Origin of the sequence: Hazenella coriacea, assembly GCF_004341825.1 — a bacterium.
GTDB lineage: Bacteria > Bacillota > Bacilli > Thermoactinomycetales > Thermoactinomycetaceae > Hazenella > Hazenella coriacea.
Genome location: NZ_SMAG01000001.1, coordinates 373,867 through 394,417 on the forward strand (window position 1 = coordinate 373,867; position 20,551 = coordinate 394,417).

The window sequence follows — 20,551 nt, forward strand, 5'->3', positions numbered from 1 at the left end:
AAAGAGAACTGAATCATTGTTTAACGTTGAAACTTATTTCGTAAATAGATCGCGATCGCATTCATTGAAAGCAATACCGCTAACAATACCATAATTCCGGCCGCAGCAAGTTCTTGGAATTCTACTTTAGGTTGTCCGATCCAGTTGTAAATCTGAATCGGGAGAACTGAAAATTCATCCAACACAGAGCCTGGAGTGAAAGCTAAATACGTAGCTGCACCCACCATAATTAAAGGGGCTGTTTCGCCAATCGCACGGGAAAGTGCTAAGATCGTTCCAGTTAAAATACCAGGTAAAGAGTAAGGAAGAACAACTTGACGAATCGTTTGCCAACGAGTAGCCCCCATCGCATAAGAAGCTTGACGAAGAGATTGAGGGACGCTAGCGACAGCCTCACGAGAAGATACAATCACAATTGGAAGAACTAATAAAGTCATCGTTAACGCACCAGCTAACACACTTTTACCTAATAAAAGTCCCCGTACAAAAAGAGTTAATCCTAGCATTCCAAAAACAATGGATGGAACCCCTGCCAAGTTGCTAATATTCAACTGAATTAAACGACTTAACCAATTTTTCTTCGCATATTCTTCTAGATAGATCGCAGCCGCTACTCCCACAATAAAAGTAAGTGGTGCAACCAGACCAATCACCCAAATGGAACCCCATAAGGCTGCTTTGATCCCTGATCGAGCTGGAAAACGCGAAGCAAAGTTCTCAAAAAATTCTGGTGTAATCCAAGTCCAACCCTGTTGAACAATATCGATGAGTAATAAGGCAAGAACAATGATTCCAATCGTAGTAGCCATAAAAAATAATGCATGGGCCAATTTATTTTTCCATCTACGATAAGTCACCCGAGGTGTGGAGGAGAAACTTTGTTTGGACCCAGATGTAGGTTGAATGGCACCTTTTTTTTGTGCCAATAGATCTTCTGCCGCCATCAATACTCCTCCTTAAACCGACGGGAAATGTATTGCGCCAATAAGTTCATCACAAAGGTGAACATAAACAAGCTCATCCCCACCGCATAGATGGATTTATAAACTAAACTTTGATAAGAGATATCCCCTGTAGCTGCTTGAACCATAAATGCAGTCATTGTCTGGATGGACTCTGTTGGGTTTACCGTTAAGTTTGGGGTCGAACCAGCAGCAATCGTAACGATCATCGTTTCCCCAATCGCTCGTGATAAACCGAGAACAAAAGAGGCAATAATTCCAGACAACGCAGCAGGAACAACGACTTTCAAAGCTACTTCTAGCTTGGTTGAACCTAGCCCATAAGCAGCTTCCCGCATACTTTTAGGTACTGAGCTCATCGCATCTTCACTTAGAGAAGCGATCATCGGAATAATCATAATTCCCACCACAATACTTGCACTTAAAGCATTGAAAAAACTAAGGTTAGGAATGATTTTCTGTAACAATGGTGTGACGAAAGTAATCGCAAAATATCCGTACACAATCGTAGGGATTCCTGCTAATACTTCAAGAATCGGCTTGATCACTTTACGTACTCGATTGGGTGCGTACTCGCTCAGGTAGATCGCACTTGCTAGTCCAATTGGGATCGCCACAATCGCAGCTCCCACTGTAACGAGCAATGTACCCGCAATCAGTGGTAAAATCCCAAATGCACGTTGATCTTCACTAAATAAAGCTGTCCATTTGGTTCCAGTAATAAAATCTATAAATGAAACCTCCTGAAAAAAGGAGACCGTTTCAAATATTAATGTAAAAATAATTCCTACGGTCGTAAGCACAGAGATTAATGCACAGATGAGAAGGATTTTAGGGATTAACTTTTCAACTGTTGTTCTCCAACTGTTTTTTTTGCGAAATCGATGAGACTCGATCGAATTTGTAGGCTGTGCCATGGCTAAAGCTCCTCCTTTCAATAAACACGGGAAAAAGGTGGCACTCCCTTCCCGTGAGGAAGAGGGCCAGCCTTTTTCCAATCATTGATTGTTTTATTTCACTAGTTCCAGAGATTTTTGATAGTCAGCATCTGGCAATGGCACATAACCGATTTCTTTAACCAAGTCTTTAGCATTCTCAAGGTAGAATTTCACAAATGCTTTTACTTCTGGTTTTTCTAAGCTTTGTTTGCTCGGATAGATAAAGATTGGGCGAGAAAGTGGTGCATAGGTTCCATTATTGATCGTTTCCTCAGTAGGTTCAATCGCACCTTTACCGGCATCTACCTTTACGATTTTCAATTTATCTTGGTTCTCAAGGTAGTAAGCGAATCCGAAATAACCTAAGCTACTTTTATCGTTTTGTACGCCTTTAACAAGAACGTTGTCATCTTCACTTTGTGTATAATCGGTACGTGATTTTCCTTCTTCTCCCACGATTTCATCCGTGAAGTAATCAAAAGTACCAGAAGCTGTTCCTGGACCGTACAACTTGATCGGCTCAGCTGGGAAATTAGGGCGTACATCTTTCCAAGTTTTTACTTTGCTGTTGGGTTCCCAGATTTTTTTCAATTCGTCAACGGTAAGTGAATCAACGAAGTTATTATCTTTATTTACAACCAATGCGATTCCATCGTAAGCGACTGAAATCTCAACGGGTTCAATTTTCTTTTCAGCTGCTAATGCTTTCTCTTCATCCTTAATTGGCCGGGAAGCGTCGTTGATATCAATATCTCCAGCAGCCCATTTTTTAAATCCGCCACCCGTACCTGATTCAGCCAAGGTTACTTTTACACCAGGATTTGCTTTCATGAACTCTTCTGCAACGGCTTGAGTCACTGGAAAAACGGTGCTTGATCCATCGATTTTCACTTCACCAGTCAGTTTGGCTTCATCTTTGTTTCCGTCCGCTTTTTGTCCTGTAGAACAACCCACAAGTGCCCCAAAAGCAAGTGTGAAGATACTTCCTAGGACGAGACCTTTCTTCAACATAATCAACATTTCCCCCTAAGGTAGAAGTTTAAGTGAATAAATTTTACGTATAAATCCTTTCGACACTTCATACTATAAGCTTTTACTTTTAGAGCTGATTGAATGCATTGTAAAGGTTATGTAAATCTCGAGGAATAATCTTGATTTTCTTCTTGATTCAAAGCCAGTCAACAAGAGTTTCTCTGGCTCACTCTCGACTATGTGAAAAAGTCATTTACCCAAGAAACATCTCGCCTCCTAAATGAAATAACCAATAGTGGGTCAAATTAAAAGGTTGCCGATGAGGGAGTAACATCGCCCTCATCAGCAACCTTTTTAAATCAAAGTTATTAAATTACCATTTGGCAGCCCATGCTTCAATCTCTATTTTTAAAGTAGAGACCGCCAACGCAGGGACATATGACATGGTCATTGCAGGTGGGGTTCCTCCATGAAATTCCTCCCAAACGTTATCAAAATAATCCCAATCCACTTCTTCTGTTGCCCAGATATTGATTTTAATAATATGATCCGCGGATACAGACTCTTCCTCTAAAACGCATTTTATATTTTGTAACGTGTTTCTAATTTGCTCATTCATTTCAGATGGCAAATTTCCATGTACGTCCATCCCAACTTGCCCAGAGAAAACCAATAAATCCGCCCCTTTAGGAACAGTAGTAAGATGAGTATAGGGACCCATTGGAGGAGCGATACTCCTAGGATTATGACGCTTCACTTTTTTATTGACTTCATCCTGTGTTTCTTCATTTACAATCGCTAACATTACATGATCTTCCCAATGTCCATTAATTTTTACGCTCTTTTTGGCAAGGCCTTCTTTATGAAAACCGGCTTTTAAGAGGACCTTAATCGAACCTGTATTATGTGGCATCACACCAGCCTCGATCCGATGGAGATCCAATTCTTTAAAAGCATAATTCACTACCAGTTTTACTGCTTCGGTCATGTATCCTTTGCCGTTATGATCTTTATCTATAGAATAGCCGATCCAACAGCTTTGTAAGTTTTGTCTCGCAACTTCAAAAAGCATAACTTCTCCAATCACTTCATTCGATCCCTTTAAGTAAATTAGAAATAGATATGACTGGTCTTTTTTCATGGATTTGACAGCATTGTTTATTCGGTCTAATTGTCCTTGATCCGTATAAAATGATTCGTCTCTTAATTCGGTGAACAGTTGAAAAAGGTCCTTATTTTTCAATTCAAGTTTTAAAAGTGCATCGACATCCTCTTCTTTAACGGGTCTTACATAAATGTTCTCACCTGTTAATTGCATCTTCTTCCTCTCCCTTTTTAACAAAATAAAAAACACCACAGAAATCCTGTAGTGTACATCATTTAAAATATGTAACCACAGGAAAGCGACCTGTAGTGTTTTTTCCACTGAATCCTTGTTGGATCATTCTAATCAGAAGAATTAAGGTCGCTCATTTCCAATTTTAGACACACTTCTCCCGTGATTAGAAAAATTAAAGAAAACAGCAGTTGAGTATCCGATTCCCTTTGCTAAAGACTTTAAAGATCTTTTCTTCATTTGAATACTCTCCTTTCTCTGTTTTCCAAGTTAATTTCCGCTCATTTATTTGAATTCTAGATTAAATCAACACAAATAAATTGTCAAGTAAATTGAAACTTACAATAATAAAGGGTTACTACCTACCTGAAGAGAACTAAATTATTTTAGTAAATAGAATATACATAGAGAGTTAAAAGTGACTGTACGTCCAATAAAAAAGTAGGGGATCATTATGACAAATAATAACCTAAAAAAAGAGAAGGGTATCTTTTTAATCACGGGGATCATGGCGGCCGGTAAGTCTACCATTGCTCAGCTCTTATCAGAACGGATGGAAAAAAGTGTCCATGTTCGTGGAGATTTGTTTAGAAAAATGATCGTAAATGGTCGAGTTGAGATGTCTGGAACTCCTTCAATGGAAGCGTTGGAGCAATTAAGACTTCGTTATAAACTGGCGGCTAAAGTATCAGATGAGTATTATCAAGCAGGATTCAATGTAGTTTTGCAAGATGTCATTATAGGCTCCATGCTCCAAGACATGGTTGAATATATTCAACATCGTCCTCTATTCGTCATTGTCTTAACACCCCGTCCTGATGTTGTGGCTGATCGAGAAGCATCACGTTCGAAAAAAGGGTATGGTGCTGTGGATCTTACTTCTCTTGAAAATGTCTTACAGTTTGAAACTCCCAAGATCGGCATGTGGATTGATTCATCTAACTTAACACCCGAAGAGACAGTTGATGAAATATTAAGAAGAGCTTTTACAGAAGCTAGGATTTAATAATATCAATGAGCAAACAACTCCTCGCTGTTACCAATAATAGGACGCTTTAATCCATTCACGAGTATCCCCATATTCGTTCTGATAGTCCAAGGCTAGTCACTATTTAAATAAGTTTTAAAAAGCATGTTGTATAAAGATTGATTGCCTTGTTTAAGTAGTGTCTAACCTTGTTCATGGACGATCCTTTTGAATATTAGCAACAGGTTCTAATTATTTATATAAAGCTCAAAAACATGACCAAAGTCCCTAATGTTATATTTCTTTTGATTTTCGAGAAGCCAGTTGAAAGCAACTTCATTAATCCCTTTAAATTCAGTCACTAAATTGACTTCAGCACTATGATTACGACTTAATGTGGAAGATGCCATTTGTAAACTTTGTTTAGCAAATTCGAGAACAGTTGAATTATCTCGAGCGATTTGTCCAATCTTTAATAACGCTTTATATAAATCTTTAAGTTCTTCAAGATGTTTCTTGTGTACATCAATGGAGAAATGAGTAGAACCTAATGTAAACTTGATTTCAACATCCAGATCAATATTACCAGCTGTTTCTAAAGACACATTAGAAATCTGATGAGCAAAGTAATCATAACGGTATAAGGTACGTTTTTTGCTAGTCGCACTTTGACCATCTAAATGAATAAATGCTTGATTGGTAAAGCAATATTCATCAGATTTGGACTTGATCAGGAAATAGATTTTCTCACCATCTTCATGTAACACATAATCGTCTACATCAACCTTATCGTAATCGACTGGTTTAATCACTGATCCTATATCACTTAATCCTAATACGTCAGCAGCAACTTTTCCGAACATACATATTCATCCCCCTTTATATAATTTTTGTTTCTTTCTTAAGGCTACCTTTCTGTTTTACATAATTCAAGGCTAATCTTTTTGCACTCGTTTCGTGGATTTGCCCTATTTTTGCGAGAATAGACAAAAACAAGTTAGCACTTATGCATCAAAATAATGGTATAATTTCCATAGTAAAAAGTTTCTCAGTTATGAATATTATTGTAAGAATAGTGGAGTAAACTCTATTCCCACAAATAAACGGGGAATCACTTATTGGTAACTCTTTTTATTAACTTCTAAGGTGTGAGGGTATTATGCTTACCTTGTTTTGGATTTGTTTTCTCATAGGAATTGGTTATGTTTTGTTACTTGTACTTGTAGGGGAGATATTTCACGGACTCTTTTCCTTCGATCTCCCTATGCTTCAACCAGTTACTATCATGGGAGCTCTCACCTTATTTGGGGCCTCTGGAATTATTGCCAGTCAAATCTATCAACTCACACCCATCAACACTTTGCTAATCGCTTCAGGGGTCGCCATTCTTTCTTTTATATTGCTATACGTACTTTTTGTACGAACGACTGAAACAGCAGAGAACTCCACTGGCTTCCAGTATCAAGATCTCATCGGGAAAACTGCTGAAGTTATTACTCCTATTCCATCTGATGGATATGGAGAGATCCTCCTAGTTACAAGTGGGGGGCGAACAGCACAAATCGCAGCAAGTGAAGATGGAAGCTCAATCCCTCAGGGGACTCAAGTCAAAGTACAAAAGGTTCAAGACCAAATTTTTTATGTTAGTTCCATCTCTTCTTAGAAGAAAGGTGATTATATGCTAACCTATTTACAAATCTCTCTCCTTGTCTTAGGGGTATTAGTTGTCTTAGCTGTTTCTTTCTGGGCACGTTATAAAACTGTTGGTGCAGAAAGTGCCATGATTGTAACTGGAAGCATGCTTGGATCCAAAAATGTACTAACTGATGATGCTGGAAAACGGATCAAAATCATCCGTGGAGGTGGTACATTCATCGTACCGATCTTCCAAAGAGCAGAAAAGTTAAGCTTACTCTCTCATAAATTAACAGTCACTACACCAGAAGTTTACACTGAACAAGGTGTACCGATCATTGTCGATGGGGTTGCCATTATTAAAATAGGTAGTTCACTAGAGGAAATCGGGACTGCTGCGGAGCAATTTATGGGCAAAAGCAACGAAGTATTGAACGATGAAGCCCGAGAGGTACTAGAAGGACATCTTCGCGCTATTTTAGGTACATTAACCGTGGAAGAAGTTTATAAGAACCGAGATAAATTTGCTCAAGCAGTTCAAGCAGTAGCCGCTATAGACCTAAAGAAAATGGGATTACAGATCGTGTCCTTTACAATTAAAGATGTACGAGATAAAAACGGTTATCTTGAAGCACTCGGAAGACCCCGAATCGCAGTTGTTCGAAAAGACGCTGACATCGCAGAAGCAAATGCGAAGCGTGATACCCAAATCCAGACCGCCAAAGCAACCGAAGAAGGAACTAAAGCGAACTTAGTCGCACAAACAAATATCGCGGAAGCGGAGAAAGATATGCAAATTCGCGTCGCCGATTTCAAAATTGAACAAGATATGCGTAAGGCGGAAGCGGATCAATCCTATCAGCTCCAAGAGAACCGAAAACGCCAAGAAGTAGTAGAAGAAGAAATGAAGATTGAACTAGTCCGAAAACAAAAACATATTGAATTAGAGGAAAAAGAGATCATTCGCCGCGAGAAACAATACGATGCAGAAGTCCGCAAAAAAGCAGATGCAGATCGTTATGCTAAAGAGCAATCGGCATCCGCCTTACGTTTCGAACAAGAAGCTCGCGCCCAAGCTGAAGCTACCACCATCAAAGCAAAAGGATTCGCAGACGCCGAAGCTCAAAAAGCTCGTGGAGCAGCTAAAGCAGAGGTAGAGAAGCTCGAAGGATTTGCAGAAGCAGATGTCATCCGTGCCAAAGGTTTAGCAGAAGCAGAAGCGCGAGAGAAACTAGCAGAAGCTTTTGAACGCTATGGTCAAGCAGCCGTACTCGATCTCATTGCCCGCATGCTCCCAGAACTCGCCAAAGAAATCGCTCAACCACTAGGTAACATTGATAAAATTACTGTGGTAGATGCTGGTGGCGGAGAAGGAGACGGAGCTGCTCGTGTAAGTAACTATGTCACCAAATTGATGGCACAAGCTCCCGAAATGGTGAAACAAGTTTCAGGGGTTGATCTTAATGAGATCATCCAAGGAATCACCAGCCCAACTCAAGAGAAAAAAGACATTTAAGAATAGTAACCACCTCATTTTCGATCAATGAGGTGGTTTTCCTTTTAGTTTCTTTTGACCCAAATATCGACTCTTCAACACACTACTTATTGGTCTCATCTATAAAAGTAGGTTCGTGTGGAAAGCGCAAGGTAAACGTGGTTCCTTTTCCGATTCGACTTTCAACATCAATGGTCCCTTGATGTCCCTCAACGAGGTGTTTGACTATTGCTAGCCCTAGCCCTGTTCCCCCTGAGTTACGTGATCTCGCTTTATCTACTCGATAAAAGCGTTCAAAAATTCGCGGCAAGTCAGCTTCAGGAATGCCGATTCCTGTATCAGAAACTTGTAAGGTCCAAAAATCTTTTTCATTTTTGATCGATAAACAGATGGATCCTCCTGCAGGTGTGTAGGTCATGGCATTCGTAAGTAAATTTAAGAAGATTTGCCTAAACCGATCGGGATCTGCCTCAATCGTAAATGATTCAGGTATATCTACTTGTAAAGTTAATTGTTTAGACTTGATTTGATCTTCAAGGGTTTTAACCACAAATGAGACTAATGAATTAATCGAAATGAGTTCTTTTTTTACCTGTAATTGTTTAGATTCAATCCCTGACAAATCAAGAATATCTCCGATCAGCCTTTGCAATCGTAAGCTTTCTTCATGAATGATTTTTAAAAACTCACGGCACGTATCTGGATCATTAAGTGCTCCATCTAAAAGCGTTTCTGAAAAACCACGAATCGAAGTAATGGGTGTCTTCAATTCATGTGAAACATTGGCTACAAAATCTTTACGTAACTGCTCTAATCGACGAATCGCTGTTAAATCATGAAAGACAGCGACAACACCTACACCATTTTTTTCAACCCACATTGGAGTTAGATTCACTTCAAGAACCTTCTCAACAGGATAGAACAAATGAATTTCCCGTTGAAGGCGTGTATGAGATTCAGCACATTCTTGGATCAAAGAACTTAAGTCATAGGGGTAAGTAAGTCGTTGATAGGAACCTCCAATAATATCCCCTTCACCAAGAGAAAACATCCGCTCAAAAGCACGATTAGCAACACTCACTTTACCTGTGGAATCAACCATAATTAATCCACTTTCCATCGTTTCAATCACACTATTTAAACGCCGTTCACTTTTTCGAATCGCTTCCATCTGCTTTTGTAAGCTATGAGCCATCCGATTAATTGCTTGCCCCAAGCGTGCCACTTCATCTTTACCAGATTGTTGAACTCTCCGATGAATGTTTTTCTGAGCAATGTCGACCGCTACTTGAATGATCTCTTCTAATGGACGAGTTACACTCAATGCAATCCGTGATGAAGCAAATGCAGCCAACGAAAATGCAATAATCAATCCACCTATGAGAGATAACCACACTTGACTTAACGACTGATTAACATTCTGTACTTGTAATGAGAGACGAATGACTCCTTCAATCTCTCCTTTTCGGATGACTGGAAAGGCAGCATGAACAAAATCCTCCCTAATTTCTGTGAGGTTTTCTTGCTCACCTGTTAAAGCCCTTTTTACCTCGGGATATTCCTTTCCATTTAAAATGTGATGATCACGAAATGAATCACCCAATGTCTCCCCATTACGGTCGAATATGGTAACTCTAGCATCAAGAGTTTGCCCATAAACTTCTGCTTCACGCTGAAAATAACTGGGGTACTTCAGGTGTTTTTCCCATTCAACCGTTCTTGCTAACATTTCCCCTTCTTTAATGAGTCGACCCGACAAGGAATCGAGATGAGAAGATTTTAAAAGAAGTGCAACAAAAATGCCTGTCCCTAAGACAGAACAGCCAATTAATATGATAAAAGACCATGTGATTTTAGCACGGATCGAATTCATTTTTGCTTCGGACCTTCAAATTTATATCCAATTCCACGGACGGTTTTGATATAGACAGGATTACGAGAATCACCTTCAATTTTATCCCGCAAATGGCTTACATGCACATCGACAATTCGAGAGTCACCCACATAATCATAATTCCAAACTGCATTGAGAAGTTGATCTCGGGATAAAACCTTACCACGATAATTTGCCATATAAACGAGTAATTCAAATTCCTTAGGGGTTAAGTCGATCTCTGCATCTCCTCTTGTGACCACATATCCTTCAGGGTCTATGGTCAAATCACCGATCTTGATTAAGCTTTCATTTTCCCCTATTTCTGAACCTTGTAATGCTTCGACACGACGTAAGATCGCTTTGACTCGTGCAGTTAATTCTCGAGGACTAAAAGGCTTTGTCATATAATCATCAGCACCTAATTCTAGACCTAACACTTTATCAAATTCATCAGTTTTTGCTGTTAGCATCAAAATCGGTACATGTTTCTTTTCTTGTCTTACTTTCCGACAAACCTCCAACCCATCCATTTTAGGCAACATCCAGTCAAGCACTAACAAGTCAGGAGCTTGTTCCTTCAACATGTCTAATGCCATTTGACCATCATAGGCAATTTCAACAGTAAAGCCTTCTTTTTCTAAGTTAAACTGAACGAGTTTGACAATCGAAGGTTCATCATCCACCACTAAGATTTTTTTACTCATCATCCTGCCTCGCTTTCGTTCATACACATTTTTTAGATTAACCAAGTGCTTTTTAATTAGTACTTTGAGTAACACATCGATCCAGACCCCGTCGGGTCGATGTGTCTCTAGCTCACTCTCGTAGCGAATTCGCAAAAGTCGTTCGCCAGAGAAACATTCTCCCCTCCTAGATGGATTGGATCAATTGAGCAAAGTAATTCCTCATTCACTTCATATTGTTTACTCAAGTCAGGTTACTATTTATCTTTCCTTTACAAATGAAATCATAGCATAACCAAGTTAAGAAATAGTTAAAAAAGCGGATGGTTTGGAATGCTTTTTTGAGGGGAATCAGAGGTAATAAATTCCTAGATGTTCCTAGATGAAGAATCTTCTATATAAACTACTCGCATTAATATTGCACGGTAATTTAATGTATAGGGATTTGGAGTACTGATGACCCATATCCCTAGAGAAAATAATAAATAAAACCAACAAGAACCCCGCTCCCCTGTCATCTTTGATAACAAGGAGATCGGGGTTTTATTAAAAATTATTATAGGCATCATCAAAAGGTAAACGTAAAGGAGGAGCCACTGCAATTTCCATTTCACCTGATAGTTTGATTTGAGAAGATTGGCTCACTTCCACATGACAGATGATCGAAGACAACTCTTCTTGAAATCGAAGGACTTGAGCGGATAACTGGACGGGCTTTTCTTGAATACAGGAGTCGGAAGAATGAATAGTCAGTCCTTTCATAATGCTCCCCGATCCCACTAATTGGGTAGTAGCAATTGTCCCTAGCCAATTAATCAGCAATCCAGGTGGAATGAGACACTGTTGATATGGAGTTTGAGCCGCTACATTTTCATCGAAAAATAAGGGGTTCTGTTCATCCGTTAACCCTAAATAGGTAAAGATATCTCGGGAAGTTACTGTTTTGTTTACTTCTATATAGTCTCCAATTTGAACCGATTTATCTTGATCCTTCTCTGTGAATTTTCTGTTAAATAGCAAGCTGATCACCCCAATAATGTATACGCTTTCATTTATCTTACTTGAGCCAAATACATAAATCAATAAAAAACCCCTTGGCAAAAAAATGACTGAAGAAATAAGTCATTCTTCAGTCATTTTTAATATTCACTAATCCTGCCACCCATGGTTCAGTAACGTTGGATGAAATCTTCGCTACCGAATCATGGAAGGCTTGATACTATTTTATTCTCCTAATACTGCCATAACTTTGCGTACAGAATCAGCAGATTGATCTAAAGCTGCTTTTTCTTCATCGGTTAAATCTAATTCAACAATTTTTTCGAGTCCATTTCCACCTAGAATAGTTGGAACACCTAAGTATAAGTTTTCGTAACCATACTCACCTTCTAGTAAAGCAATAGCAGGTAAGATCCGTTTTTTGTCTTTTAAGATTGCTTCAGCCATTTGTACGAGTGAAGCTGCTGGTGCATAGTAGGCACTACCATTTCCAAGCAAACCAACGATTTCTCCGCCCCCTTTACGGGTACGTTCAACAATAGCCTCTAAACGATCAGTTGGGATTAATTTTTCAAGTGGAATTCCACCTGCATAGGAGTAGCGAACGAGTGGAACCATATCATCGCCATGTCCACCAAGTACAAACCCTGTCACATCTTCTACAGATACATTTAGTTCTTGGGCGACAAATGTGCGGAAACGAGCAGTATCGAGGACTCCAGATTGTCCAATGACACGATGTTTAGGGAAACCAGAAGTACGATACACTTCATAGGTCATAGCATCTACTGGGTTGGTTAATACAAGGATGATACAGTTAGGGGAGTATTTAACGATTTGTTCAGTTACAGAACGCATTACTTTCGCATTGGTGCTGACTAGGTCGTCACGACTCATACCTGGTTTACGAGCAATACCAGCGGTGATGATCACTACATCCGAATCAGCTGTATCCTCATAGTTGGCTGTTCCTGTGATTTGTGCATCAAAACCTTGAACAGGGCTTGCTTCCAACATATCAAGGGCTTTTCCTTTGGTTGGATTTTCTGCTTGAGGAATGTCAACCAGTACAACGTCGCCTAATTCTTTTTGAGCTAATAGAAAGGCAGTTGTGGATCCTGTGAAGCCGCCTCCAATAACGGAGATTTTTTTACGACGAATAGACATAGTCATCCTGTTTCCTGTAAATTCGGAACAGGAGTTCACCTCACTTTAATGGATTTAACTTACATAGATAGATGTATACCATCCATGACCTACCTATACCACGATTCGTAGAATCATGGATGGCTATTATGAACTATTTATGCATCAATCGAAAATCCACTTATAGGTTGCTGATTAGATGGTCCCCAAATTCGGAACACTTCACTTCTGTTGCCCCTTCCATGAGACGAGCGAAGTCATAGGTGACCGTTTTTTGCGTGATGGTTTTACTCATCGCACCATAGATCAGATCCGCAGCTTCTTGCCAACCTAGGTGTTCTAACATCAATACACCAGACAGAATTACAGAACCTGGATTTACTTTATCTAATCCTGCATATTTAGGAGCAGTACCGTGGGTAGCTTCAAAAATAGCATGACCTGTTTTATAGTTGATATTTGCTCCCGGTGCAATACCGATTCCACCTACTTGAGCAGCTAAAGCATCAGAGACATAATCTCCATTGAGGTTTAAGGTTGCAATTACATCATATTCAGCAGGACGGGTTAAGATCTGCTGTAAGAAAGCATCAGCAATCACATCTTTAACAATAATTTTGCCTTCTGCTTCTGCTTTCGCTTGAGCTTCATTGGCAGCAGCACTACCTTGTTCAGCTTTAATACGATCATATTGTGCCCATGTAAACACTAAATCTGCATAGTCACGTTCTGCAACTGCATAACCCCAGTTCTTGAAAGCACCTTCAGTAAATTTCATGATGTTTCCTTTATGTACTAAGGTTACACTTTTCTGCTTATGCTCAATGGCATACTCGATGGCCGCTTTAACTAATCGCTCTGTACCATCTTTAGAAACTGGCTTAATCCCAATTCCAGAGCTTTCTGGGAAACGAATTTTCTTCACGCCCATTTCTTCTTGTAAGAAACGGATCACTTTTTTTGCTTCATCTGTTTCTGCTTCCCATTCGATCCCAGCATAGATATCTTCAGAGTTTTCACGGAAAATAACCATATCCACATCTTGTGGACGTTTCACTGGTGATGGAACTCCTTCAAAGTAACGAACAGGGCGCAAACATACATAAAGATCTAATTCTTGACGTAACGCCACGTTAAGCGAACGCATCCCACCACCAACTGGAGTTGTTAGCGGACCTTTAATACCTACGAGGTATTCACGAATCGCTTCTAAGGTATCATTCGGTAACCATTCACCATATTTTTCATTTGCTTTTTCACCCGCAAAGATTTCAAACCAAGCAATTTTCTTTTCTCCAGCATACGCTTTTTCGACAGCTGCATCGAGAACACGTTGTGCGGCAGCCCAAATATCTGGACCAATTCCATCTCCTTCAATAAATGGGATGATGGGTTGATTAGGAACATTTAGTTTCCCATTTTCAACCGTAATCTTTTCACCAACAGTAGGTGATTGAAGTTTGTCAAAACGTGCCATGGAAACACCCCTTTGTTTGATGGAGGTTGCTGCATTGTATAAGCTTTCATTCCGTTTATGCAACAAGCTCTTGATGAGTCTTAGACGCTCAACAGGGACAGGGATGAACCCCGTCCCATACTATTGTAAACGATCTAGTTGCGTTGGTCGATTGGTACATATGACTGATTGGTCAGTCCAACATAATCTGCACGCGGACGAATGAGTCGGTTGTTTGAGTATTGTTCCAACACATGCGCAGTCCAGCCAGTTACACGGCTCATTGCAAAAATAGGTGTAAATAAGTCTCTAGGAATACCTAGATAAGTGTATACAGAGGCAGAGTAAAAATCGACATTTGGCTTTAATCCTTTCTTATCATACACCAATTTGTCGATGACAATAGACATATCATACCAGGCTGTATCCCCTTTTTGTTCTCCGAGACGACGAGACATCTCGCGTAAATGTTTGGCACGTGGATCTCCATCTTTATAAACCCGGTGACCAAAGCCCATAATTTTTTCTTTATTATCTAGTTTCTGTTGAATATATGATTCTACATGATCCATCGAACCAATTTCTTCAAGAGTAGCCATTACTTGCTCGTTTGCCCCACCATGAAGAGGTCCTTTGAGTGCTCCAATTGCAGTCGTAATTGATGAGTACATATCTGACAATGTACCTGATGTGACCCGAGCTGCAAATGTGGATGCATTTAACTCATGGTCTGCATGAAGTACGAGTGCTTTATCAAACGCTTTCACGGCAACTTCTGAAGGTTCTTCTCCATTTAACATATAGAGGAAGTTCTCAGCAAATCCCATGCCAGCTTTTGGACTTACAGGCTCTAATCCTTGACGAATACGAGCAAAAGCTGTAATAATCGTTGGTATTTTGGCTGTTAATTTGATCGCCTTTTTACGGTTGGCTTCCTCACTTTGGTTTTCTGCATCTTCATCAAATAAAGCGAGGGAAGATACGGCTGTACGAAGTGCTGACATCGGATGAACCGTTTTCGGATACGCTTTCATTTGTTGGAGTAAAGCATCTGGTATAGCTGTATGTTCTTCTAATTCTTTTTTTAACTGATCCAATTCAGCTTTAACTGGAAGACGTCCATTCCACAAAAGAAAAGCTACTTCTTCAAATGAAGACTGGTTAGCTAAATCGTCAATATTATATCCGCGATATGTTAGTACTCCATCTACGATTGAGCTAATCTCCGATGTAAGTGCTACAACACCTTCTAAACCTTTTGCAATCGTCATAAAGATCGCTCCTTTACCAAAGTATACCTATTTAGGCAATATCACACTCGTTGATATACACGAGTGTTTGTATGGATTTATACATGTGATAACAAAAAGATAATAAAATGGACAATTAATCTTCAATATTTATTATAAAATGAATGCACTAGAAAAGACAGTGTTTGTTCGCTTTTACACAAATTTTTGAAAGTTGTCCGACGTGAGCTCACATTTTTTTATGCATATTTATAAAATGAGACAGAAAAATAAAACAACTCCATCATTGTATACAATCTTATTCTACCAATGGTTTGAATATATTTCATCAAGAAAAATCTTGTATTAAATGTATTTTCATTCATTTATTTATAGTCACAATTCGTGAAAAGATTAACATGAAGATTTTACATGAAGAATGGTATAATAATCCTCAGCCCATCTGCTTTTCTTGAAAGGAGGATTCAATCATTTACCCGACTAAGTATTGGATTGGACCAATTGTGCGTTCAATCATTGTTTTACTGACGATTCTCGTCGCTTATTATTTAATTGATTTTCTACTCCCTTTACTATATCCGTTCATTATTGGATGGGTAATCGCTATGTTGATTGAGCCTCTAGTCCTTAAATTGGAAAAGCGAGGACGTTTCCCACGATGGCTAAGTGTAACGATCATCCTTGTCTTACTAGTTAGTATGCTATTTACTCTTCTCATTTTTGTTATCGCTGAGATTGTTGTAGAGCTAGCCAAACTCGCAGAGTTTCTACCTACTGTGCTCAACCAAGTCGGAAAGATTTTTGTTGACACTTTCACAAAAGAGAACACAAGTATTAAACGGATTATAGATACCATACAAACCTATCTTGAGAAAAACCCACAACAAGAACAACGAATCTCTGCAAGTATCCAAAGTAATATTGGGGTCATTGCCAACAAAGGTACTGAAGTCATCACCAGTATATTAAGTTGGATTGGAAGCTTTATCAGTAACCTCCCTTCCTTTTTGACAGTACTTGTTTTTATCATGCTTGCTGCTTTTTTTATTTCCCTAGATTGGCCCCGTCTCAAACAAGAAATAAAAAAGCTCCTTCCACGTCGATTAATACATACGACTGGTTTAGTCTATTTGGACATGAAAAAAGCTTTATTCGGCTTTATTCGTGCACAACTCACACTCATCTCAATCACTGCTGTGATCATGTTTGCAGGACTATTAATTATACAGGTCCCCTATGCCTTTTCGATCGCTTTAATCATTGGATTGGTCGATCTTATGCCTTACTTAGGTGTAGGTGCAGTCTTAGTTCCTTGGATCATTTATTTAGTGATTGTAGGGAACTATCAGTTGGCCATTGGACTTTCCATTGTTTATGGCGTGATTATTATTGTCAGACAATTTTTAGAGCCTAAATTAGTTGCTAGCAATGTGGGATTGGATCCATTGTTAACTCTCATTGCTTTATTTGTGGGATTGAAGTTGTTTGGAGTATTTGGATTAATCATCGGTCCTGTTACAGCAGTGATTCTACTAGCTCTCCATCGTGCACACGTTTTTAAAGATATATGGAGATTTATCACTGACAAAAAAAAGACAGACATCCCACATGAATAAGTCTTACTTTGTGAGGAGGCGAATCGCCTCCTCTTTTCCAACTGAATGAATCCCACATCTAGGAGTGAGCAAAATTCTACTGATTCAATCGGTTGGATTTTTTTATTTACGGCGAATCCAAATGACGCTACCTTCATTTATTTTTTTACTAACCCATTTAATGACAAGGAGCTTCACCATTCCTCTAGTCCAAGGGAAAATCATGAGAAATCCAATGACATCCGAAAAAAAACCAGGGGTGAGTAGCAAAAGACCACCAACTAAAATGAGAAGACCATCAATCAAAGTATCGCCAGGAGTTTCACCATTACGCAGTTGAATCATCGCTAAACGATAAGTATGTAAACCTTCTCTTTTTGCTAAATATCCACCCAACACACCAGTAGCAAGAACAAGTAAAATGGTAGGACCTGCTCCGATCCAACCTCCTACAGTGATTAATCCCCATAGTTCAATTGTTGGTACCAAGATAATTAGCACGACTATTAGCCAAAACATGGTATCCCATCCTCTTATTTCAGAGTAACGAAACTTGCCAATCGCTCATATAATTCTGGAAAGTACTTCTTCATATTTGTTCGTTTCATCTCTTTAGAAACCCACAAATGTTTGGTCAATCCAGTGGCAAGAAGAGTTTGATCATTGTTACGTACGACTTCATATTCAAAGTACATTTTGCTTCCAGAAAGCTCGCTTAGTTTGGTACGAACAAGCACTTCTTCGTCATATTTTGCAGGCGATCGGTATTTACACTGAGCTTCAACCACAGGTAATAACAAACCCTTATTTTCAAAGTCCTGGTATGAATAGCCTTGTTGCCGAATAAAACCATTACGCCCCACTTCAAACCAGATCAAATAGTTACTATGATAGACAACTCCCATCTGGTCAGTTTCTTGATATCTTACCCGTAAAGTTGTTTCATGATAATTAGACATATGAATCTGAATCCTCCACTAAATATTTCTTTAAGAGGTTGTTCATCCACCAGCAGGCAAAGAGCTACTGAATGTTCATCCTCATTTTCCGCATTAACTTCATGAAAAAATGGGCATTGACAGGAGAAACCACATTTCCACTCTTAAGTTTATTATAGCAAATAAGACCTTTTGCTTAGAGTATACATATTTTAGAAGAAGTCCTCACATAATGTGAATAGCCAAACTCCTCGTCTCAAGGTAAAATAAAAGCAAATCAGATTATCGGGTGATTTGTTGTTCTCAGGTTTCCCCATAATACTTCATGTAATCTCAATCTACACAAAGGAGGGTTCCCTATGTCACTTCGAAAACGTAGACAGCGAAGAAAAAAATTGCGTTGGTGGATTTTCCCACGACTCGGACTGTTTTAATTTTTCCCAACAATTTCATATATTGAGTAAAGGGTGCTGGAAAATATCGATCCAGCACCCTTTTTTCTAATCGTTATAGAAATAATTATTCCTTTAGAGTATAAAAGCTAAACCTACAGTACATTAGCCTTACCTGAGTAGATCTGACCCCGACTGCTATCAATGGTAATCATCGTCTCACTTTTTAAGATGGACATGGCATTTTCTACTCCTACAATTACGGGAATTCCTAAGCTTACGCCCACTACTGCTGCATGAGAAGTAAGACCCGCTTCTTCAGTAATCACCGCTCCTGCTTGTTGGAAACAGTCGATCATATCTTTATCTGTGCGATGGGTGACAATGATTCCACCTTCAACCATATTCTCACGAATTTCATCAGCAGTTAACCCCATAACAACGGGACCTGTGATCACTTTTTTTCCAATGCCTTGTCCTTCCGCAAGCGCTCCACCAATCACATGTGCTTTTAATAAGTTAGTTGTTCCAGATTTCCCTACAGGGACACCTGCTGTAATAATCACTAGATCTCCTTGACTCACAAATTCATGAGCCATTGCAGTTGTAATTGCTATTTGGAACATTTCATCCGTCGTCTCGGCAACTGTACCTAGAACGGGATAAACCCCCCGAACAAGGCTTAACTTTCTCATCACTGCCTCGTTGGGAGTGACAGCAATTATAGGAGCTTTAGGATGATACTTAGAGACCATACGGGCTGTAAATCCACTCTCGGTCGATGTCAAGATGGCTGAACAATCCATACTATGAGACATATAGACAACCGCTTGGCTAATGGAATCGGTAATACTTGCTCCAATCTCTCTTGCTTGTTGTTTCAAAAGCTCTCGGTAACGAAGAGCTGTTTCTGTCTGTAGAGCAATTCGGGACATGGTATGAACTGCTTCAACAGGATATTTACCCGCAGCGGTTTCTCCCGAGAGCATAATCGCATCTGTTCCATCCATAATCGCATTGGCTACATCACTCGCTTCCGCACGGGTGGGGCGTGGGTTTCGTTGCATCGAGTCCAACATCTGTGTTGCTGTAATCACTGGTTTCCCCAATCGATTACACTTACGAATCATCTCTTTTTGCACAAGGGGGACTTCTTCAACAGGGATTTCTACACCAAGGTCACCACGAGCCACCATCAGACCATCCGACACTTCTAAGATGGGCTCAACCTGTTCAATTCCCTCACGATTTTCAATTTTAGAGATGATATGGATGTCAGCTTGATTTTCTTCAAGAATTTTTCTTATATCCAATACATCTTGTGGCTTCCTTACGAATGAAGCAGCGATAAAGTCTACCTGTTGTTGAATGCCAAAGTGGATATCTTCAGCATCCTTTTCAGTAATGCCAGGTAGATTAATTTTTACTCCTGGTATATTGACTCCCTTACGGCTTTTAAGAGTTCCTCCATTGGCAATCGTACAGTAAATTTCAGTATCTTCCACGCGATCAACCGTTAATCCAATCAATCCATCATCAATCAAAATCGTTGAACCCGCATCAACATCATGAGGGAGTCCCTCATAACTCACAGAGATTCGATGACGATCTCCCTCGATAGGTTGAGTGGTTAAAATGATCTCGTCCCCTGTGACTAAATCAACCGAATCAATGCTTAACTCCCCTGTCCGGATCTCAGGACCTTTTGTATCCAAAAGGATTGCAACTGTTTTCTCTTCCAAACGAGCTGCTTCTCGAATATTTTCGATTCGTTTTCCATGCTCTTCATGTGAACCATGAGAAAAATTAAGCCTAGCTACATCCATTCCGTTTTGAATTAATTTTCTTAGAATTTCTATGTCTTCACTAGCTGGTCCAATTGTACAAACTATTTTTGTTTTTTGTAACATC

Annotated in this window: 18 protein-coding genes; 4 read left to right on the forward strand and 14 right to left on the reverse strand. The window is 39.4% G+C overall.

Going from position 1 to position 20,551, the window contains the following annotated elements; all coding sequences use genetic code 11:
• Window positions 1-20: 20 nt before the first annotated feature.
• From pstA to EDD58_RS01790, 4 genes are all read right to left on the reverse strand, one after another.
• Entirely contained in the window at window positions 21-944 is a 924-nt protein-coding gene (pstA, locus tag EDD58_RS01775; RefSeq protein WP_131923122.1) for a phosphate ABC transporter permease PstA, read from the reverse strand.
• A complete protein-coding gene (pstC, locus tag EDD58_RS01780; RefSeq protein WP_131923123.1) occupies window positions 944-1,879 on the reverse strand; it encodes a phosphate ABC transporter permease subunit PstC in 936 nt (311 codons plus the stop codon). The genes pstA and pstC overlap by 1 nt, the downstream gene beginning before the upstream one ends.
• Before the next feature lie 93 nt (window positions 1,880-1,972).
• The gene (locus EDD58_RS01785; protein WP_131923124.1) at window positions 1,973-2,911 is read right to left on the reverse strand and encodes a PstS family phosphate ABC transporter substrate-binding protein; all 939 of its coding nucleotides are present in this window, start codon (window positions 2,909-2,911) and stop codon (window positions 1,973-1,975) included.
• 334 nt (window positions 2,912-3,245) lie between these two features.
• Window positions 3,246-4,190, reverse strand: a complete 945-nt coding sequence (locus EDD58_RS01790; protein ID WP_131923125.1) for a GNAT family N-acetyltransferase — start codon at window positions 4,188-4,190, stop codon at window positions 3,246-3,248.
• A gap of 472 nt (window positions 4,191-4,662) precedes the next feature.
• Between EDD58_RS01790 and EDD58_RS01795 the strand changes: the two genes are divergently transcribed.
• Window positions 4,663-5,214, forward strand: a complete 552-nt coding sequence (locus tag EDD58_RS01795; protein ID WP_131923126.1) for an AAA family ATPase — start codon at window positions 4,663-4,665, stop codon at window positions 5,212-5,214.
• 209 nt (window positions 5,215-5,423) lie between these two features.
• Here EDD58_RS01795 and EDD58_RS01800 read toward each other — a convergent pair whose 3' ends face one another.
• Complete coding sequence (locus EDD58_RS01800; RefSeq protein WP_131923127.1) at window positions 5,424-6,038, reverse strand: PH domain-containing protein; 615 nt, start codon at window positions 6,036-6,038, stop codon at window positions 5,424-5,426.
• A 296-nt stretch (window positions 6,039-6,334) separates the two neighbouring features.
• Between EDD58_RS01800 and EDD58_RS01805 the strand changes: the two genes are divergently transcribed.
• Both EDD58_RS01805 and EDD58_RS01810 read left to right on the forward strand, forming a co-directional pair.
• Window positions 6,335-6,838 carry an NfeD family protein gene (locus EDD58_RS01805; protein ID WP_131923128.1) on the forward strand — a complete coding sequence of 168 codons (504 nt, stop codon included), beginning with the start codon at window positions 6,335-6,337 and terminating at the stop codon, window positions 6,836-6,838.
• A 15-nt stretch (window positions 6,839-6,853) separates the two neighbouring features.
• Window positions 6,854-8,326, forward strand: coding sequence for a flotillin family protein (locus tag EDD58_RS01810; RefSeq protein WP_131923129.1), 1,473 nt, complete (start codon window positions 6,854-6,856; stop codon window positions 8,324-8,326).
• 82 nt (window positions 8,327-8,408) lie between these two features.
• Here EDD58_RS01810 and pnpS read toward each other — a convergent pair whose 3' ends face one another.
• The 6 genes from pnpS to citZ form a co-directional block, all read right to left on the reverse strand.
• The gene (pnpS, locus tag EDD58_RS01815; protein ID WP_131923130.1) at window positions 8,409-10,178 is read right to left on the reverse strand and encodes a two-component system histidine kinase PnpS; all 1,770 of its coding nucleotides are present in this window, start codon (window positions 10,176-10,178) and stop codon (window positions 8,409-8,411) included.
• On the reverse strand, window positions 10,175-10,885 hold the full coding sequence (locus tag EDD58_RS01820; protein WP_131923422.1) for a response regulator transcription factor: 711 nt from the start codon (window positions 10,883-10,885) through the stop codon (window positions 10,175-10,177). The genes pnpS and EDD58_RS01820 overlap by 4 nt, the downstream gene beginning before the upstream one ends.
• A 525-nt stretch (window positions 10,886-11,410) precedes the next feature.
• Window positions 11,411-11,947: a hotdog family protein gene (locus EDD58_RS01825; RefSeq protein WP_131923131.1), complete on the reverse strand. Its 537-nt coding sequence runs from the start codon at window positions 11,945-11,947 to the stop codon at window positions 11,411-11,413.
• 141 nt (window positions 11,948-12,088) lie between these two features.
• Window positions 12,089-13,030, reverse strand: a complete 942-nt coding sequence (gene mdh, locus EDD58_RS01830; protein WP_131923132.1) for a malate dehydrogenase — start codon at window positions 13,028-13,030, stop codon at window positions 12,089-12,091.
• Between the two features lie 160 nt (window positions 13,031-13,190).
• The gene (icd, locus tag EDD58_RS01835) at window positions 13,191-14,486 is read right to left on the reverse strand and encodes an NADP-dependent isocitrate dehydrogenase (RefSeq protein ID WP_131923133.1); all 1,296 of its coding nucleotides are present in this window, start codon (window positions 14,484-14,486) and stop codon (window positions 13,191-13,193) included.
• Between the two features lie 134 nt (window positions 14,487-14,620).
• Window positions 14,621-15,736: a citrate synthase gene (gene citZ, locus EDD58_RS01840; protein ID WP_131923134.1), complete on the reverse strand. Its 1,116-nt coding sequence runs from the start codon at window positions 15,734-15,736 to the stop codon at window positions 14,621-14,623.
• 482 nt (window positions 15,737-16,218) lie between these two features.
• Between citZ and ytvI the strand changes: the two genes are divergently transcribed.
• Window positions 16,219-17,331: a sporulation integral membrane protein YtvI gene (ytvI, locus tag EDD58_RS01845; protein WP_165875744.1), complete on the forward strand. Its 1,113-nt coding sequence runs from the start codon at window positions 16,219-16,221 to the stop codon at window positions 17,329-17,331.
• A 102-nt stretch (window positions 17,332-17,433) separates the two neighbouring features.
• On the opposite strand, the gene EDD58_RS01850 is transcribed toward ytvI, so the two are convergent.
• The 3 genes from EDD58_RS01850 to pyk form a co-directional block, all read right to left on the reverse strand.
• The gene (locus EDD58_RS01850; RefSeq protein ID WP_243648612.1) at window positions 17,434-17,811 is read right to left on the reverse strand and encodes an FxsA family protein; all 378 of its coding nucleotides are present in this window, start codon (window positions 17,809-17,811) and stop codon (window positions 17,434-17,436) included.
• Window positions 17,812-17,843: 32 nt separating this feature from the next.
• Window positions 17,844-18,269, reverse strand: coding sequence for an acyl-CoA thioesterase (locus EDD58_RS01855; RefSeq protein ID WP_131923137.1), 426 nt, complete (start codon window positions 18,267-18,269; stop codon window positions 17,844-17,846).
• 526 nt (window positions 18,270-18,795) lie between these two features.
• On the reverse strand, window positions 18,796-20,550 hold the full coding sequence (gene pyk / locus EDD58_RS01860; RefSeq protein WP_131923138.1) for a pyruvate kinase: 1,755 nt from the start codon (window positions 20,548-20,550) through the stop codon (window positions 18,796-18,798).
• Between the last annotated feature and the right edge of the window lies 1 nt (window position 20,551).

Bases quoted from the DNA above. Each gene is read 5' to 3' on its own strand.
- EDD58_RS01795 (WP_131923126.1), top strand. From the start codon at position 4,663: ATGACAAATAATAACCTAAAAAAAGAGAAGGGTATCTTTTTAATCACG.
- pnpS (WP_131923130.1), bottom strand. From the start codon at position 10,178: ATGAATTCGATCCGTGCTAAAATCACATGGTCTTTTATCATATTAATT.
- pstA (WP_131923122.1), bottom strand. From the start codon at position 944: ATGGCGGCAGAAGATCTATTGGCACAAAAAAAAGGTGCCATTCAACCT.
- EDD58_RS01785 (WP_131923124.1), bottom strand. From the start codon at position 2,911: ATGTTGAAGAAAGGTCTCGTCCTAGGAAGTATCTTCACACTTGCTTTT.
- pyk (WP_131923138.1), bottom strand. From the start codon at position 20,550: ATGTTACAAAAAACAAAAATAGTTTGTACAATTGGACCAGCTAGTGAA.
- icd (WP_131923133.1), bottom strand. From the start codon at position 14,486: ATGGCACGTTTTGACAAACTTCAATCACCTACTGTTGGTGAAAAGATT.
- EDD58_RS01805 (WP_131923128.1), top strand. From the start codon at position 6,335: ATGCTTACCTTGTTTTGGATTTGTTTTCTCATAGGAATTGGTTATGTT.
- EDD58_RS01790 (WP_131923125.1), bottom strand. From the start codon at position 4,190: ATGCAATTAACAGGTGAGAACATTTATGTAAGACCCGTTAAAGAAGAG.
- mdh (WP_131923132.1), bottom strand. From the start codon at position 13,030: ATGTCTATTCGTCGTAAAAAAATCTCCGTTATTGGAGGCGGCTTCACA.
- EDD58_RS01810 (WP_131923129.1), top strand. From the start codon at position 6,854: ATGCTAACCTATTTACAAATCTCTCTCCTTGTCTTAGGGGTATTAGTT.
- EDD58_RS01820 (WP_131923422.1), bottom strand. From the start codon at position 10,885: ATGAGTAAAAAAATCTTAGTGGTGGATGATGAACCTTCGATTGTCAAA.
- EDD58_RS01800 (WP_131923127.1), bottom strand. From the start codon at position 6,038: ATGTTCGGAAAAGTTGCTGCTGACGTATTAGGATTAAGTGATATAGGA.
- citZ (WP_131923134.1), bottom strand. From the start codon at position 15,736: ATGACGATTGCAAAAGGTTTAGAAGGTGTTGTAGCACTTACATCGGAG.
- EDD58_RS01855 (WP_131923137.1), bottom strand. From the start codon at position 18,269: ATGTCTAATTATCATGAAACAACTTTACGGGTAAGATATCAAGAAACT.
- pstC (WP_131923123.1), bottom strand. From the start codon at position 1,879: ATGGCACAGCCTACAAATTCGATCGAGTCTCATCGATTTCGCAAAAAA.